At 57.9% G+C, this 16,841-nt stretch carries 13 protein-coding genes; 11 read left to right on the forward strand and 2 right to left on the reverse strand.

Annotation, left to right across the window (positions count from 1 at the left end):
- Positions 1-47: 47 nt before the first annotated feature.
- The gene (locus BLS87_RS20465; RefSeq protein ID WP_083370724.1) at positions 48-698 is read left to right on the forward strand and encodes a hypothetical protein; all 651 of its coding nucleotides are present in this window, start codon (positions 48-50) and stop codon (positions 696-698) included.
- Positions 699-1,119: 421 nt separating this feature from the next.
- On the forward strand, positions 1,120-1,773 hold the full coding sequence (locus BLS87_RS20470; protein ID WP_074755023.1) for a hypothetical protein: 654 nt from the start codon (positions 1,120-1,122) through the stop codon (positions 1,771-1,773).
- A 120-nt stretch (positions 1,774-1,893) separates the two neighbouring features.
- Here BLS87_RS20470 and BLS87_RS34700 read toward each other — a convergent pair whose 3' ends face one another.
- Positions 1,894-3,228, reverse strand: a complete 1,335-nt coding sequence (locus tag BLS87_RS34700) for an autotransporter outer membrane beta-barrel domain-containing protein (protein WP_244165877.1) — start codon at positions 3,226-3,228, stop codon at positions 1,894-1,896.
- Positions 3,229-3,252: 24 nt separating this feature from the next.
- On the opposite strand from BLS87_RS34700, the gene BLS87_RS34705 reads away from it, so the two are divergent.
- The 5 genes from BLS87_RS34705 (at position 3,253) to BLS87_RS33830 (ending at position 11,955) form a co-directional block, all read left to right on the forward strand.
- Entirely contained in the window at positions 3,253-4,059 is an 807-nt protein-coding gene (locus BLS87_RS34705; RefSeq protein WP_244165878.1) for a hypothetical protein, read from the forward strand.
- Positions 4,060-4,766: 707 nt separating this feature from the next.
- Positions 4,767-6,581, forward strand: coding sequence for a hypothetical protein (locus BLS87_RS20480; protein ID WP_074755025.1), 1,815 nt, complete (start codon positions 4,767-4,769; stop codon positions 6,579-6,581).
- A gap of 233 nt (positions 6,582-6,814) precedes the next feature.
- Positions 6,815-8,671, forward strand: coding sequence for a hypothetical protein (locus BLS87_RS20485; protein WP_074755027.1), 1,857 nt, complete (start codon positions 6,815-6,817; stop codon positions 8,669-8,671).
- Positions 8,672-8,735: 64 nt separating this feature from the next.
- Positions 8,736-11,339 carry a hypothetical protein gene (locus tag BLS87_RS20490; RefSeq protein ID WP_074755029.1) on the forward strand — a complete coding sequence of 868 codons (2,604 nt, stop codon included), beginning with the start codon at positions 8,736-8,738 and terminating at the stop codon, positions 11,337-11,339.
- Positions 11,340-11,475: 136 nt separating this feature from the next.
- Positions 11,476-11,955 carry a hypothetical protein gene (locus BLS87_RS33830; protein ID WP_074755031.1) on the forward strand — a complete coding sequence of 160 codons (480 nt, stop codon included), beginning with the start codon at positions 11,476-11,478 and terminating at the stop codon, positions 11,953-11,955.
- On the opposite strand, the gene BLS87_RS20500 is transcribed toward BLS87_RS33830, so the two are convergent.
- Entirely contained in the window at positions 11,944-12,627 is a 684-nt protein-coding gene (locus BLS87_RS20500) for an alpha/beta family hydrolase (RefSeq protein ID WP_074755033.1), read from the reverse strand. The genes BLS87_RS33830 and BLS87_RS20500 overlap by 12 nt on opposite strands.
- Positions 12,628-13,475: 848 nt before the next feature.
- On the opposite strand from BLS87_RS20500, the gene ccoN reads away from it, so the two are divergent.
- The 4 genes from ccoN to ccoP are packed head-to-tail and all read left to right on the forward strand — an operon-like array spanning position 13,476 to position 16,700.
- Positions 13,476-14,918 (forward strand): cytochrome-c oxidase, cbb3-type subunit I, encoded by a 1,443-nt coding sequence (ccoN, locus tag BLS87_RS20505; RefSeq protein ID WP_074755035.1) that lies wholly within the window; start codon positions 13,476-13,478, stop codon positions 14,916-14,918.
- Positions 14,918-15,529, forward strand: coding sequence for a cytochrome-c oxidase, cbb3-type subunit II (gene ccoO / locus BLS87_RS20510; RefSeq protein ID WP_143024438.1), 612 nt, complete (start codon positions 14,918-14,920; stop codon positions 15,527-15,529). The genes ccoN and ccoO overlap by 1 nt, the downstream gene beginning before the upstream one ends.
- A gap of 5 nt (positions 15,530-15,534) precedes the next feature.
- The gene (locus tag BLS87_RS20515) at positions 15,535-15,726 is read left to right on the forward strand and encodes a CcoQ/FixQ family Cbb3-type cytochrome c oxidase assembly chaperone (RefSeq protein WP_074755401.1); all 192 of its coding nucleotides are present in this window, start codon (positions 15,535-15,537) and stop codon (positions 15,724-15,726) included.
- A complete protein-coding gene (gene ccoP, locus BLS87_RS20520) occupies positions 15,723-16,700 on the forward strand; it encodes a cytochrome-c oxidase, cbb3-type subunit III (RefSeq protein ID WP_074755037.1) in 978 nt (325 codons plus the stop codon). Before BLS87_RS20515 ends, ccoP begins: the two co-directional genes overlap by 4 nt.
- Positions 16,701-16,841: the final 141 nt, after the last annotated feature.

The raw sequence follows: 16,841 nt of genomic DNA on the forward strand, positions 1-16,841 counted from the left end.
TTCGGATAATTGCGACTCACTGTTAGCGAAACAAAGGAATCCAAATAATGAATAGAAAACTAGCAATACCTTTTGTCCCGGTTGCCGCACCGGACGGCCTGATCTCTCTTGCGGACTCCCAGCACGATATTACTGTTCTGCTTGAAACTTGGTCCTCTTCCGACGCGGGAGACACCTATCAACTGCTGCTTGACGGCAATCCAGTAGGGCCGATTAAGGAGCTTCCAGATCCTGTGCCTGAAGAGGGCTCAGAGTTGATGCTTACAGTACCTTTGGAATACATCGAGCAGGACGGCGTGTATGGGGTTGCCTACAAGGCAACCAATGTCCTAGGCCAAGCCTCGGCAACCTCTGGTTCAGTCCCAATCCGAATCGATCGCACCGCTCCTGGCGCAGCGCTTCTCGCAGCGATGGTGTTCCCCGCCGAACCCTTCGGCGACCAAGTGACCGGCCTGGTCCCCGGGTACGGAGGTATGGAGCAAGGCGACATCATCCAGACCTTGTGCAACAAAACCCATGGCCCGCTGCATGTCGTCCAAGCCGATGAGCTCACCCTGCGACCGATCGAAATCACCTTCGAGCGTGAGTTTTTAGAAAGCGTCGGGACCGAAAATGTGACGATCGAGTACCTCGTCACCGACCGGGCGGGTAACGAATCGATCATTTCCCTGCCTGTTGAGCTTTTTCTGCAATTGTAACGGATTATTTTTACTATCCATCCGGATATCTGACAAGGAAGCCTCCACGCTTTTGCGTGGAGGTCCGGCCAATTTCGAAAAAAACATCCCACGGTTACAATTTTTTTCGACACTTTTACTTCCTCATTACCTACATGCTTGTCGGAAGTTTCCGAGAGGCAAGCAGATTTTTTGCGACGCATGTATATAAATAAATATTTTCAACCCCGACAAATCGACAAAAAATCGTGAAACACACATTTCCGACCACTATTCAACAGGCTTTTTACACTTCAAAAGTCCTGCAAAACCTCTGCATCTGAATTGATTGACAGTAAGTTTTTTGCAACTGAACATATGCGGAAAGCGGACCGGTCTACACGCCTCGTTGATAGGCCCGAGCTTTTAAACATCATCAAACCCAGCTACCCAAGGAGTTTCCATGGAAGACGAAATGGACATCCCGCGACGCGTTGATTCACAAGTAAACACACCCGACAGCGATAAGGAGCCGAAGGAAAATCCGGTAATGGGAAACAGTGAGGAACCGAAACAGCGAGCAGGTTACACGCCTTCGGTTCCGCACTTTGAAGAGTTTCAGGCAGTGCCCTCTGCCAAGGTCACTGCGAACGAAACCGCGCTTATTTTTGAGCACTACATGCGCAGTATTCCCAGCTTTCCCTGGCAGCCTCATGAAGCGTCCATGGACGCCACCCCGGTCTTTGAAGCCCCCACCCTCGCCAACAACAAGAGCGGAGTCGTGACCCGCGAGCAGCTTATCGACGGTATTTTCATTGAGGTTCCCCGTTCACCCAAACTCTGGGCCGGTGATCAATTGAAGATGCGCTGGGGTTACAACACCTTCCTCACCACGGTCGGCGAGTCGAAAAATCGTAATGGACCGCGTTTGACTCAGTATCTGGCCCATGCAGCGCTGGCGGACTACAAGAACGGCTTTGTCGAGGTCAGCTACGAAGTCGTTCGTCGCTCGCGTCTGGTGGGCGTTTCCGAGGTGCTGACCGTCGTTTTGAAGGGCAGTGCCAAGCGCCGATCAGTCCGCAACCGCGCGCTTCGTCGAGGCAATCCGCACCCGTAAGAGGTTCTGCGCAGCAAGGCTGACGCCGGACATGAAAAAGCCCCGGTTACAGCGATGTAACCGGGGCGCTTACAACAAAAGCAACAGACGCATCAGATTAGACGATCGAGTGCCGGACGATCAGAACGCAAGGCGTAAACCGACGTTTGCGCCCCATGGCTGCTCGACATGCTCGCCCTTCATGTAATCGAAGTCGGCATGCACCTGCAGACGTTCAGACAACGATACCGAAACACCGGCTCCCAGCTCAGCCCGAGAGCCGAACAGGTCGTTATCGAAACGCTGATCGTTGACGCTCACGTCATTGCTACGGGAGAACTCATGAGCCAAGGCAACACGCACATAGGGTTGAACGACACCACCGTCCTTGAGCGCAAACTGACGCCCTACGGTGCTGCCCACCTTACCCAGTACCGATTGAGTCTGGCGGGTCCTGGCCTGCAGGCCATTGTCCAGCGTGTAGCTGTCGCCTTCGATCCACACGCTCGACAGCTGGGCATAAGGTGCCACGAAGTAATCGTCAGGCAGCTTGATGTGCTTGCCGAACTCTACAGAGCCGCCTACCGCCTTGTTGCTGTAGTCGCCTTTGGCCTTGCTGCCATCGCTCATCGCCACCTTGGACGCGTTGTGAAACTGGTTCAGCTTCAACACGCCATCCACGTAGTAACCCTCGTCCGACAGCCAGGTGCCATAAGCGCCGACGTAGTAGCTGTCCACCTCACCCGAGGTGCCACGGCTCATGTCCAGATTGGATTTGCTGTAACCCCCCATCAACCCCACCAACAGATGCCCATCGCTGACCGGAATCGGCGCATCCGCACCGAACGACAGCCCTTGCTGCTTCTGCTGATAATCAACGCCCGAATCCAGCGACGCCTTGAAGCGGCTGCCGTTACTGCGAATCCAGCCACCGCCCTCCTCCTGACCACGCACCTCACCCATACGACTGCGCAAGGTGGTCAATTCACTGTTCCAGATCGTCGGCCCTGCGCTGAACAACGCCAACGCACTTTGCGTCGACGGGCTGACGATCTTGCCGGAGCCGACGATGAACCAGTCGGTGCCTTGCTGCTCCAGCGCGTAGGAGTAAACGCCGAGGTCGGCACGGCCTCGATCACCGGCCAGCTCGAAAATCGCGTTGCCGCTCTCCGTATGAATGATCCGCAACGCGTTGAACTCCGCAGGCACGACTTCTGCTCCGGTATTTTCGACGTTCACGTGGTGAAAGCCGGTGGCCTGTCCAGTGACGTTCAGCAGGTCGCCCGTGGCATTGTCCAGGTTGATGCGCATGTCGAATACACCGCGGCCAGACAATTCGCCCACGGTGAGGGTATTGAACGCTTCACCGCGGAAGCTGACACGGCCAGCCCCCATCTTCAACGTAGGCACCTGGTTATCGGCCAGCAACCTCCAGCGCGCATCGGAGTTGATGGTCATGCTGTTGACGTTACTCACATTCCCGCTCAATCGCGCGTCGTTTTGCAATACGACATCAAGACGAGCGCCCTCTGCAGCCAGCAGATCGCCCTTGAGGCGGCTGTCGTCGACGATCAGGTCAAGCTGACCCTTATCCTTGACCTCCACCAGATTGCCATTGCCAGCCACCAGTTCGGTGTTGTTTTGCAGCGTGATAGTGGCAACGGCGGGCGAAGTAACATTGTCAAAAAGCTCTATCGCGGGCCCGAAGTGCCCCACCACCGTGGAGTGATCAATCGTCACGACGTCTGGGGGGGGGGGAAGATTGCCGGAACCAGGTATTGGACCAGAGGTGGTGACCGTCAGCCCCACCCGTTCACCCTCGATAAGGCTGTTATCTTCAATCCGAAGATTCGAACCGCCTGTCTGCACGCCTACCCCGGTAACGCCCGCCACCGCAACACCGAGCACGTGGGTAGCAGTCAAAACAGCGTCGCTTCTCCCCACTTTTATCGCGTCACCAGCGCCCGATACGAAACTGTTTTTCAGGTTCAAAGCGCTGCCGGAGTCGTCGACAGCAACGACCTCTATCGCCGTCTTGGTATCGCTCCATACAATCGCATCGGTCGCATTCAGCGTACCGGCGTTCACCAAAATGGCGGCCAATATCCCGGGGGCATCGATCGTCTGCTCGACTACGCCCCCTGTGATATTTACGACGCTTCCAGACGACTCCGTTCGAATGTTGTTGATCACCCCTCCGTCGAGCAAGTTCAGCATAGAGCCCGTCTTCAGGTAATACTCCAGGCCGGTAGCCTGATCAACCGTTTCGACGGCGCCCGCCGGAACAGTTACGGCGCCAGGCGATAACCTGACAGGTTGCTCCTGTGCCATGCTCTGTAATGTGATCGACATGCCACATAACACCCCCAAAAGTTGCCAGTGGGTGCCTGCGCCCTGAAATCTACTGCTTTTATCGTTCACGCGATACGTCCTTCTTTTAAAAGAACGACAGACTGCGACAGAGAGACTTTCTTCCAGCAATCAAAATGGATACAGGACAGAGTTACTCACTCCCAAATGAGTGTCATACCTTTCCTACGGAAAAAACGCTTATTGTGATGTCTCGCGCAAACAAACAAGACGACTGCCCGGATGTTCAGAACGCAGGGGTGAAGCTAACCCATTTCGACCAACACTCGATCCAGTGACCGAGCCAAGACCCAGTGAGCAACAATTTCCGTTCAGATAAATAGAGGACTTTCACTATGCGTGATAGATTCCAGCAACTGCCCTAAATCAGAAGAGCCACTCGCAACTGACCTGAGCCAGATCATTCGTGAGTGCGTCTTTTTACTCCAACTAAAAAACTGCCCCCCTATATTTACACGCCCACCATTGACAACCCCACGAAACCGCTATTAGTTAAAAAGTGTCACTCACCTACCGCGCGCTTTACGCGTGAATGAAGCCTGCTGTTAGTGACGCGTCAACACGCTGGAAAACGCCTGCATCTGTGAAGACGAAGCAACAATAAAAAAATATAACCTGCATCATCCAACAAGAGACCAAAGCATATGTTGAAACCACCACTCATCCCTCAAGCCGACCCGGTAGATGGACTGTTGACCCTGGAGGCCCTGCAACAGCCGATCATCATCAATCTGGTGGCATGGGCAGAGGCCTTGCCTGGCCATTCTTATCAACTGGTTTGGAACGGTAGAGAGGCGGGTGAGAAAAAATACATTCGCGATGAACGTCCCGGCGATCCGTTGACGTTGGTCATTCCTGCAAGCCTGCTGGAGGAAGAGGGCACCTATGCCGTTGGTTACAGACCCAAAAATGAACCGGGTGGACAAACCGCCTACTCAGCCGTATCCCCGTTGATCGTCGACCGCACCCCGCCCGGTGGTGATCTGCTGGCAACGCTGTTGTTCGAGGCCCACCAGCAGCCGTTGACCGAAGAGGCGCTGGCGCTGGCGGGTGATGTGTTGACCGCCCGGCTGCCCAGTTACTTCGACGCCAAATGGGGCGATGTGGTGCGCACCTACTGGGGCGAGCAGCCAGGGCCGGAGCGCACCCTCAAGGCGGATGAACTGGGCGGCGGCAACATCGTGTTCAGCTTCACGCGCGATTTTCTGGCGCAACTGAACGACGGCGAGGTCCTGGTGACCTACACCGTCACCGACCGCGCGGGTAATCTCTCCAGGGTTTCGGAGCCAGCGCTGCTGCGCCTGCAACTGCGTAACCTGCCGCAGGCATTGCTGCCACCTGTCGTGCCTTCCGCCGCCGACGGCTTGCTGGACCACAACGACGCTCGCCATGGTGTACGGGTGGATATTCCCCGTTATGGCAATGTGCAGCCGGGCGATGAGGTCGTGCTGCACTGGGGCAAGGTGACGCTGCACGGCCAGTTGCTGAACGACACGTCCGTTTTACAGCCGATGATTCTGTCGTGGCATGTGCCCTACGCCACGGTGCAGGCCGCCGGAGACGGGCCCGCTGAGGTTCGGTATGAGGTGTACCGCAATGGGGTATTGGGCGGCACCTCCCCCGCTACGCAGGTGAACGTCTTCGTCACCTTGCCAGGCCCACAAGACCCGACACCCGCCACCTTGATCAACGAGCAACTGGCAGCGCCTACGGTGCGAGGTAGAAGCGAGCAGGCCAACCGTGAGCACAACGTTCTTGATGAAGACGATTACCGCCTCGACGCGGATGTGATCGTTCCCTGGCAAACGGGCTTCAAGGCGTTTGATCAGATCGCGCTGTTCTGGGGAACATGGCCGCTCCCGGTTATGCGTACACTTGATCAAAACGATATCGATGCCGGTGCCGACCTGGTGATCTGCCTGCCCAACAAGCTGATTGTCGGTGAAGGCACCGGCCGTGCGATTCCTTTGCATTACACCGCCACCCGAACAGACAACCCCAACACTTCACACTCTTCGACGCAACTCGTCCGGGTGGTGAGCCAGGCGCAATTACCCGGCGGTGAGTGCGGGTTGGCCGGTGCCGTATTCGTGGACGCCGACACCACCCACACCTTGCGACTGCCTGCGGTAACAGAAGGCACGTCATTATGGGTTAAACCTTATCGCAACCTGAGTGCTGGAGATCTTATCGAAGTGTCTCTGAAAGGTTATGACGCGTTTATTGACGGGCAACTCATTAAGGCCACAGAGATAAGCATGTCCGCAACGGTCGATGAACACACCCACCTCAACGACGTGCTATTTAAAATCCCGTCCACACTGCTCGATCATTTTACCCTCGGGCGAATTGAAGCGCGCTACCAGATTAAGAACGACTATGGCAGCGCCTGGTCATTAAAGAGCGACGTTTATATTGACAGACGCTCCGCCACGCCACAGCTAATTAAACACGATTGAAATATTTAGCAATCTAGACCCGCCAAAATATAAATACCTACCACACCCCCATTGACAAGCCACACCCACTACGATTAGTTGAACTGCATCCCGTATAGAAAAGCCAATTTAAACATACGCGGATAACCTTAACTGCCATACCCAACAGGCGCACCATGCCCTGTTAATTTAATAAAAAACTCGGCGGCCTTTTCAATCAAAGATCCCGGCTGCCTATTTAATGGAGAAGCACTATGTGTAAATTAAATCATCAATCACTGGTTACCCGCCACGGTAACAACAGAGCGTTGCCGCAACCGAGCGTTCCCGTCGCCGACCCTGTGGACGGCCTGCTGACCCGTGAAGACCTGCAGCAACCGGTCACCATGGATCTGGTGGCATGGGGAGAGTCTTTGCCTGGCCATTCTTACCAATTGGTTTGGAACGGCGACGTGGTGGGTGAGAAAAAATACATTGCCGATGAAATCCCTGGCGATGCATTGACGTTGCCTATTCCGGCCAGTTTGCTGGAAAACGAAGGGGTCCATGCGGCCGGCTACGTCGCCAAGAACGAACTCGGAGGACAGACCGCCTACTCGCCAACAATCCCGTTGATCGTTGACCTCACCGCGCCAGGCGGTGGCCTTCTGGCCCCAATGGTCTTCCCGCCCGAAGCCCAAGACGGCACGCTGACCTCGGACGAACTGACCGCCATGGGTGATGTGCTCACCGCCGAGGTTCCGGGCTATGCAGGCATGGACTGGGGCGACAAGATTGAAACCTTCTGGGGCAGCGTCCCAGGCCCACAGCATACGGTCACCCCGTCAGAGGTGACTCAGGACCGCGTGATGATCGACTTCACGCGCGCGTTCCTCGAAAACCTCGGCGATGTTCGAGAGCCAGTGAGCTATACCGTCACCGACCGAGCGGGAAATACCTCGATCCCATCGCTCCCGGAGACGTTTCAACTGTTTCTGACGGAAATTCCGAACGACTACCCCGCGCCTGTGTGTGCACAGGCTGACGACGGGCTGATCGATGACGCCGACGCTCGCGCCAAAGTGGCCGTGGACATTCCGCAGTACCCCAACCCTCAGGTAGGCGACAAAATCACGTTGTATTGGGGCAGCGCCGCGCTCCCGGAAGTCGCTTTGCAGTCCGGCGATGAAACCTCGGATCCGGTGTTTACCCTCAATGTGCCCTACGCGCTGATCGCCCAAGCTGGCGAGGGTAATGTCGAGTTGCAGTATGAAGTTCGCCGCAACGATGTGCTCGTGGGCGTATCGCTGTCGCTGCCTGTGACCGTGAACCTGACCTTGCCAGGGCCGGTGGATCCGGATCCGGAAACCCCGGAAAACGAAGCGTTGGCCCTGCCGATCATCCGCGGCACCAGCAATAATCCCGACAATCAGGACAACGTCATCGACAAGGATGACTTCCTGCTGGATGCCGAAGCGGTCATTGGCTGGAAGGACGAATTTGCCATCGGCGACACCCTCAGCGTGTATTGGGGTTCGCAACGTACACCGGCTGTTTACACCCTGCGCTCGCCCGACATCGGTCTCGATCTGGTGCTGAGTGTTCCTAATGCATTGCTCACCGCCGAAGGCACGGGCGATGCAATCAAGGTGTATTACACCGTGACCCATGCCGGCAACCCGAATACGTCGAAGTCGGGTGCGCAGACGGTGGTCGTCACCTCCGAGGGCGATTTGCCTGGCGGGCCAGATGGGCTTGACGGTCCGGTGTTCACCAACGCCAACCAATTCAATGCGATCAGCCCTGTAAACAGCCCTGATGGCACGCCGATCTTCATTCCGCCTTACGTCAATGCTGACAAGTACCCGCGCGTCAGCGTGGTCTTCCACGGCTACAACAGAATCCATGGAGATACGCCTGTACCTGGCGCCAGCATCGAGTTTACCCATGTGCTTGACGCCTCGGAGCAAGCGCAAGGCTACGCCTTCCGGGTTTCGGCCCAGCAACTGAGCCTGATCTGCGAGGGTCGCGGCGAAGCCTACTACCGCGTAGAGGGCCCTGGTGGCGTGATGGTCAACTCGATCACCACCCAAGTGATCATCACCATGTCCATTCCGGGAGGGGGCTGCTGAGCAGACCCAACGGCGAGCCTCCGGGCTCGCCAACCAAAACTACAAAAACAAGGAAGACAGCATTATGAACAGTGCAACTAAAGCGTTACTGCCGGCACCGGCGATGCAGAACCTGCACGATCCCAGTGGCATCGGTTATGCGGATACGCTGGATCCAAAGGTTCCGCTCTCAGTGCGTGTTGGCCCCTACCTGGAAATCAGTGAAGGCGATGCCATCGATCTTTACTGCGACAATCAACTGGCCATCAACTACACCGTAAAACGCGAAGACCTGACGCCCGGAAGTTTCAACTTCGTCGTTCTGCCGCTTGATCAGAAGTTTATCCGTCAAGACGCAATTACCCTTGTGTATGAGGTCACCAAACCCATTGGCGGCCAGAAAAATCAATCCTCTCCAGCCACCATTCCCGTCAAGCTCACCCTCCCAGGCGGCACCGACACCAACCCCGCAACGCCCTTCGAAAACGAACGCCTCGCCAAGCCCAAGGTGTTCCCGGAAGGTGTCATCACCTCACCTGAAAACGTGCGTGTCGAGATCGCGCCTTACCTGAACATGTTTGTGGGCGACAAGATCACCTTGTCGTGGCACGGCGAACTGATCCTCACCGAAATCACCGATCAGGCTCAGGTGGGTAAGCCCGTCGTCATCCCGGTCAGCAAGGACATCATCGACCTTGCAGGTGACTCGGACATGCTGGAAGTGCGTTACGAGATTCGCGATGTGGTGAATAACTGGTCGCGTTGGTCGCTGCCCACCCATGTGGAAGTGGAAGCCGGTGACACCAGCTTGCCCGCGCCCATCACCCCGCAGGCACCGGGGATGGAACTGAACCTTGACCAATTGGGCTCGGCTGATCTTCAGGTGCTGGTGATTGCCCATCCTGATATCCAGCGGGGTGATGAACTGGTGCTGTCGATGGAGCGCAATACCGCCGAAGGCATGCCGCTGGAGACCTTCACGGCCATCAAGACTGTCAGCACTTTGGACAGTTTCTATGAGTTTCAGGTGCCGAACACGCAATTCCTACCGATGGCGCAAGGGCGTGCTCGTCTCCAGTACCGGGTGAACAAGCCATCGGGCAACACCCTCCGTTCGAAGAGTCTGCCGCTGAAGATCGTGGGCAGTCCGATGGAGCTTCCGCTGCCGCGTGTACCTGTGGCTGAACAGAACAATGGCGTTCTGAACCCGGCGTCCCGCAATGTCCGTGCAGAAGTGCCCCCGTATTACTTCATGGCAGCAGGCAATGACGTGCACCTGTTCTGGATGGGTAAAACCGGTAGCGGCGCCAATGTCATGCACGACCAGCTTATTACGGTCGCCGAAGGCGATGTCGGCAGCCAGGTCGACTTCCTGATTCCAGACGAAAAAGTCAAGGCATTGGCCGGGGGGTCGGTTGAGGTCTATTACACCGTCAACACCTTCAGCCGCGCGTTCTTCAAATCACCTTCGTTGCGTTTGACGGTGAGCGAGGACCAAACCACTCCGCTGCCCCTCCCCATCATCAAAGAAGCCGTCAACGACATCCTCGACCCGGCCAACACCCCCTACGGTGCAACCGTGATCGTTGATGCCTCGGCCGATTTGCGCCTGGGCGATCAGGTCAGGGTGAGCTGGAGAAGTCCTAAAGGCAACGAGGACAAAGACAACGTCATCGGCGCCAATGAGGTGGGCAAATCGTTGTCGGTGGTGTTCTCCAGTGCCTTGGTGAACGCCAACCTGGGCCAGCACATCTCGGTGTCCTATCGCATTATTCGCACGACCGGCTCCGTGCTGTTTTCCCGGTGGTACTCGGTGATGGTGGCAGGTGGCGAATTGTCGCTGCCAGAGCCAACGATGGACACCGTGAGGGGAGACGGGGTGATCACGCCCGGGTTGATCCCGGAATCGGGCGCCACGGTTCGGGTGCGCTATGACATTCGCAGCGGAGACCAGGTCAAGGTGATCTGGGTGGGCGCTTCCCGGTATGAGACGCCGGTGCAAACGGCCGGTGGTAGCAACCAACTGGTGTTCACTGTGCCGAAGTCGTTGATAGTGACGACGCAGAACGCCAAGGCCTCGGTGACCTATCAAGTCACGCGCGCAGGCACCACACGCGAATCGGTGAAGCTGAAACTGTCGGTGCTCAGTACGCTCACGTTCGACACCAGTGCGTTGAGGCTGTCAGGTAAAACGTATGCGGTGATTTCCCACCCGGATGTCTCTCAAAAGTGGACCGCCGACAACTCCGCGCAACGCGTGGCCAAAGAGGGAGTCAGGCCATACACCTACACGTCCAGCAACACGGCGATCGCGCGCGTTCAGGAACATGGCGTGGTCTGGTCACGTGGCAACGGGACGGCGACCATCAGCGTGACCGACGCCACCGGGGCCACGCTTTCCTATCAGGTCACGGTCAGCGGCGTGATCAAGTGCTCCCGACTCAAGCCCAACACGTATCAGGAAGTGGTATGGGATGCGGAACGCAACAACGCTCGTTTGCCAACGATGCAGGAGCTTCGAGAGGTCTACGACGCCTTCGGCGATAAGTGGCCGCTGGAGAAGACCAATATCTGGGCATCCACAAGCGCCAAGCTCCCCAAGGCGCCGATTAAACACTTTGGCAACGGCCAAGAGGGCTACGCCTTCACCATTAACAAAGTTCTGGGCATCGGGCTGCACTTTTCCTGACCGACATTAAACGCTGAAACCCGACCGGACCCGCCTTGAAGGTGGGTCCGGTTCCCCTTCATGTTCATAACGCGTGCACCTGCCCTCGCTGACGCCGATTCAGCCGGGGCAGGTGCACGATCAGGGAGAGCACTTTATGAACACCCGCAATCAACCTGCATCGCCAACATGCCCCAGGCCCGACATCTTCAGGGCCTTCGTTAACACCAAACCGTTTGTGGCCTCTCGCCTGAGTGGTTTGTCCTGTCTGCGGCCCGAGTTGTCTGGCGCGCGTACTCACCGGATCTGGAAAATTCATGCCGAAGGACAGGTCGCCCGGCATCGGACAATGCTTGGCCTGTTCATCGATCAGACGCTGGAGCCCGGCACCTACGATCTCGTGCGCAACGATCGCATCACCGTGGTCTACCACCGCACCCCCAAGCAAGTCGTGCAGGTTTTTCACTCCCGCGATTTCCAGTGCGGGAGCGTGACACTGCTTGAGTTCAATTCTGATACCGGTCGCCTGCGCGGCACGTTCGAGTTCGCCATGTCGGCCATTGGCTTCGACGTGTCCGGGGGCGAATTCGACGTGGTGTGTCCACGGGAGGAGGACGGCTTGGTGTCACCGAGATAGAAAACCGGCGATGCGTTCTGCGGCGTCCTGCAAGCAGGCCGAATAACTGACGCCCGCTGCTTTCAACGGTTTCAGGTCGTGGTTGGCGGTGGGCAACCAATGGACATCGATCTGGCGCGAGAGCGTGTAACCTTCCACCGTTTCTCGATTGCCCAGCGCGTCCCGTTCGCCCTGAATGATCAGGGTCGGTGTGCGCAGTTCAGCCAGGTGTGCGACCCGCGGCTTTTCAGGCTTGCCCGCCGCGTAAAAAGGGTAGCCGAGGCAGACCAGCGCATCGGCCTGGACCTCATCGGCAATCAGGCTGGCCATGCGCCCTCCCATGGATTTACCGCCGATGGCCAGACGCCCGCTGACAAGGGGACGAACGGCGGCGTACACCTGGTGCCAGGATTCGAGCAATTTAGGCTGTGGATTGGGGGGACGCTTACCGCCATCAATACGGCGCTGCGCCATGTAAGGGAACTCGAACCGCAGCACGCCGATGCCCAAAGCCGCCAGGCGGTCCGCCATGTCATTCATGAAATCGCTGTCCATGGGCGCACCTGCGCCGTGCGCGAGGATCAACGTCGCAGCCACGTTTGGCGTCGTCGGCGCGTGCCACAACCAACCCCGCTCTTTGGCCAGTTGCGCACAGTGATCGACGGCAAGCGTTACCGGGTGCTCTTTGCTCATGCTGGCCTCATGCCCTGATCTGTTGATGCGCGTCATTATGCCCAACGCGCAGGGCAATCTGAATGTTCCGCGCACCATGAAGATGCCCGCACACGACAGCCAGGGTTCAGCTTCCGCTCTTTACCCTGTCGTGGCACTTCGGACAAAAGCACCGACACGCTGAGCGCCCCAAACCACACACAACCGGGCGGTTTCATCGACGGCACAATCTTTCTGTCCGGTTTCGGTCGATCAACCGCAACGATCACCGACTTTTCTGCCAGCTCGGGCCAAATTTTTGGGCAGTGAAAAAGTGCAATCGTTAGCGGCTTTTGTATACAACTTTAGACGTAGAAACCCTCCACCAAAGGACAGGGAGATCAGGGGGAGGAACGTTTCAGCTGTCTTCTGACATCGTCGTGCGCCGCGCCCTTACGAGGGGCGCGGCGCCTCGGCAATCCCGCGCGGCCAAGTGTCGCAGTTGTTTTTACGGCTTCCATCGCCGGCCATTCACGTCTAAGCTTGCCGCCATGGTGGTCCGGCGACAGCTGGCCACAGGCCCAGTGAAAGGATTGTGCTCGACCCTCCTTCCCTCTTGCAGACAGACAGCATCGATCTGTTCGTCACCCGCAGGGTTGTATCCAGTTTTCGGCACTCACGCGCGCTGCCTCACTCGTCCTGTTCCCCGTCCTGGCGGCCCACTCGGGCAACTCAATGCTGTGCCTCGTGCGCGGCGGGTTGCCAAAAAACTGCATCTATCGTTTCAGTCGTCCGTGTCATGCGCTCATTGCGCGGCAAACGGTCTACGCTTATTTCGATGTTGCGGCTGTTACCACACTAATAAAACACCCAAACCGTGGAACCTTAGAATGAGCACAGCAATCAGTCCGACTGCTTATAACTATAAGGTCGTCCGCCAGTTCGCCATCATGACGGTGGTCTGGGGGATCCTTGGCATGGGGCTTGGTGTCTTCATCGCCTCACAACTTGTGTGGCCTGACCTGAACCTCGGTCTTCCCTGGACCACGTTCGGACGCCTGCGCCCGCTGCACACCAACCTCGTGATCTTTGCCTTCGGTGGATGCGCGCTGTTCGGCACCTCCTACTACGTCGTGCAACGAACCTGCCAGACGCGACTGATTTCCGACGGCATGGCCGCCTTTCACTTCTGGGGCTGGCAGGCCGTGATCATCGGGGCCCTCATCACGCTGCCCATGGGCTACACGACGACCAAGGAATACGCCGAGCTGGAATGGCCGATCGCGATTCTGCTGGCCATCGTCTGGGTGACCTACGCGGCGGTGTTCTTCGGCACCATCGTCAAGCGCAAGACCAAGCACATCTATGTCGGTAACTGGTTCTACGGCGCGTTCATCGTGGTCACGGCGATGCTGCACATCGTCAACCACATGTCGCTGCCTGTGAGCCTGTTCAAGTCGTACTCGGCGTATTCGGGTGCAACCGACGCGATGATTCAGTGGTGGTACGGCCACAACGCCGTGGGCTTTTTCCTGACCACCGGCTTTCTCGGGATGATGTACTACTTCGTGCCGAAACAGGCCGAACGCCCGATCTACTCCTATCGCCTGTCGATCGTGCACTTCTGGGCACTGATCACCCTGTACATCTGGGCCGGCCCGCACCATTTGCACTACACCGCGCTGCCCGACTGGGCGCAGTCGCTGGGCATGGTGATGTCGATCATCCTGCTGGCGCCAAGCTGGGGCGGCATGATCAACGGCATGATGACGCTCTCCGGTGCCTGGCATAAGTTGCGCACGGACCCGATCCTGCGCTTCCTCGTCGTGTCGCTGGCGTTCTACGGCATGTCGACGTTCGAAGGCCCGATGATGGCGATCAAGACCGTCAACTCGCTCTCGCACTACACCGACTGGACCATCGGTCACGTACACGCCGGTGCGCTCGGTTGGGTGGCGATGATTTCCATCGGTGCGGTCTACCACATGATTCCGCGGCTCTACGGCCGTCCGCAGATGCACAGCATCGGCCTGATCAACACGCACTTCTGGCTCGCGACCATCGGCACCGTGCTGTACATCGCATCGATGTGGGTCAACGGCATCACCCAAGGCCTGATGTGGCGTGCGATCAACGATGACGGCACCCTCACCTACTCCTTCGTCGAAGCGCTGCAAGCCAGCCATCCGGGTTACATCGTGCGCGCCCTCGGTGGGGCGTTCTTCGCCAGCGGCATGCTGTTCATGGCCTACAACGTGTTCCGCACCGTGCGTGCCTCGAACACCGAGGAAGCCGAAGAAGCCGCCCAGATCGCTGTCGTGGGAGCCCACTGATGATCAAACATGAAATGCTCGAGAAGAACATCGGCCTGCTGTCGATCTTCATGGTCATCGCCGTTGCGGTCGGTGGCCTGACCCAGATCGTCCCGCTGTTCTTTCAGGACGTGACCAACAAACCGGTCGAAGGCATGAAACCCCGCCCGGCCCTGGAGCTGGAAGGTCGCGATGTCTTCATCGCCAATGGCTGTGTCGGCTGCCATTCGCAGATGATCCGACCGTTCCGCGCCGAAACCGAACGCTACGGGCATTACTCGGTGGCCGGTGAAAGCGTCTGGGATCACCCGTTCCTGTGGGGTTCCAAGCGTACCGGCCCTGACCTGGCCCGCGTGGGCGGTCGCTACTCCGATGACTGGCACCGCGCGCACCTGTACAACCCGCGCAACGTGGTGCCGGAATCGATCATGCCGGCCTATCCGTTCCTGGTGGAAAACAAGCTCGACGGCAAGTTGACCGGTCGCAAGATGGAAGTCCTGCGCAGCCTCGGCGTCCCTTACACCGATGAAGACATCGCCGGTGCAGGCGCCGCCGTGAAAGGCAAAACCGAAATGGACGCCTTGGTCGCCTACCTTCAGGGCCTGGGCACCATCATCAAGAGCAAACGGTGATCGCTATGGATATCGGGATGATTCGAGGCCTGGGCACCGTGGTCGTGATGGTGGCCTTCATCGGTCTGGCGCTGTGGGTCTTCAGCCCGCGGCGCAAAGCTGAATTCGACGACGCCACCCTGCTGCCCTTTGCCGACGACCCCGAGGCCATCAAGCACCTCGAGCAAGCAAAAGCTTCCAGGAGCAACAAACAATGACTACGTTTTGGAGCCTGTACGTAACGGTGCTGTCGCTGGGCACGATTTTCTGCCTGACCTGGCTGTTGCTGGCGACCCGCAAGGGCCAACGCGCCGACACCACCGACGAGACCGTCGGCCACTCGTTCGACGGCATTGAGGAGTACGACAACCCGCTGCCCAAGTGGTGGTTCATGCTGTTCATCGGCACGATCATCTTCGCTTTGGGCTATCTGGTGCTCTACCCAGGCCTGGGCAACTGGAAAGGCCTGCTGCCGGGGTACGACTACGTTGATAACGACAAGAAGATCGCCTTCTCCAATGGCCAGTCCGGCTGGACCGGCGTCCATGAATGGGAGAAGGAAATGGCCCGTTCCGACGCCCGTTTCGGGCCAATCTTCGCCAAGTTCGCGGCCATGCCGATCGAGGACGTGGCCAAAGACCCGCAAGCACTGAAAATGGGCGGTCGCCTGTTCGCCACCAACTGCTCGGTCTGCCACGGCTCCGACGCCAAAGGCGCTTACGGCTTCCCCAACCTGACCGACGCCGACTGGCGCTGGGGCGGTGAGCCGCAGACCATCAAGACCACCATCATGGGCGGCCGTCATGCGGTCATGCCGGCGTGGGGTGAAGTGATTCTGGACCAGGGCGTGCGTGATGTCTCCGCCTACGTACTGACTCAACTGTATGGCCGTAAACTGCCGGACGACGCCAAGGCCGACCCGGTGGCCGGGCAAAAAATCTTCGCCGCCAACTGCGTGGCCTGCCACGGTCCTGAAGGCAAAGGGACGCCCGCCTTGGGTGCGCCGAACCTGACCCACCCGGCCGCCTTCATTTACGGCTCCAGCTTCGCGCAATTGCAGCAGACCATCCGCTACGGTCGCCAGGGCCAGATGCCCGCGCAGGAACTGCTGCAAGGCAACGACAAGGTGCATTTGCTGGCCGCCTACGTGTACAGCCTGTCTCACGGAGACAAACCCGCCGACGCCCCATAAACCGTTCACGTAGAGGGACCTTTGCCAGCGCACCCTGGCGAGGGTCTCTAGAACGGCCACCGGTAACTCGCACTTACATTTGATGATCCGACGGTTGAAATTTGAGCTTTATATACGCTTGATTTTGCGTTTACGTCCCTA

Origin of the sequence: Pseudomonas abietaniphila (assembly GCF_900100795.1) — a bacterium.
GTDB classification, from domain to species: Bacteria; Pseudomonadota; Gammaproteobacteria; order Pseudomonadales; family Pseudomonadaceae; genus Aquipseudomonas; species Aquipseudomonas abietaniphila.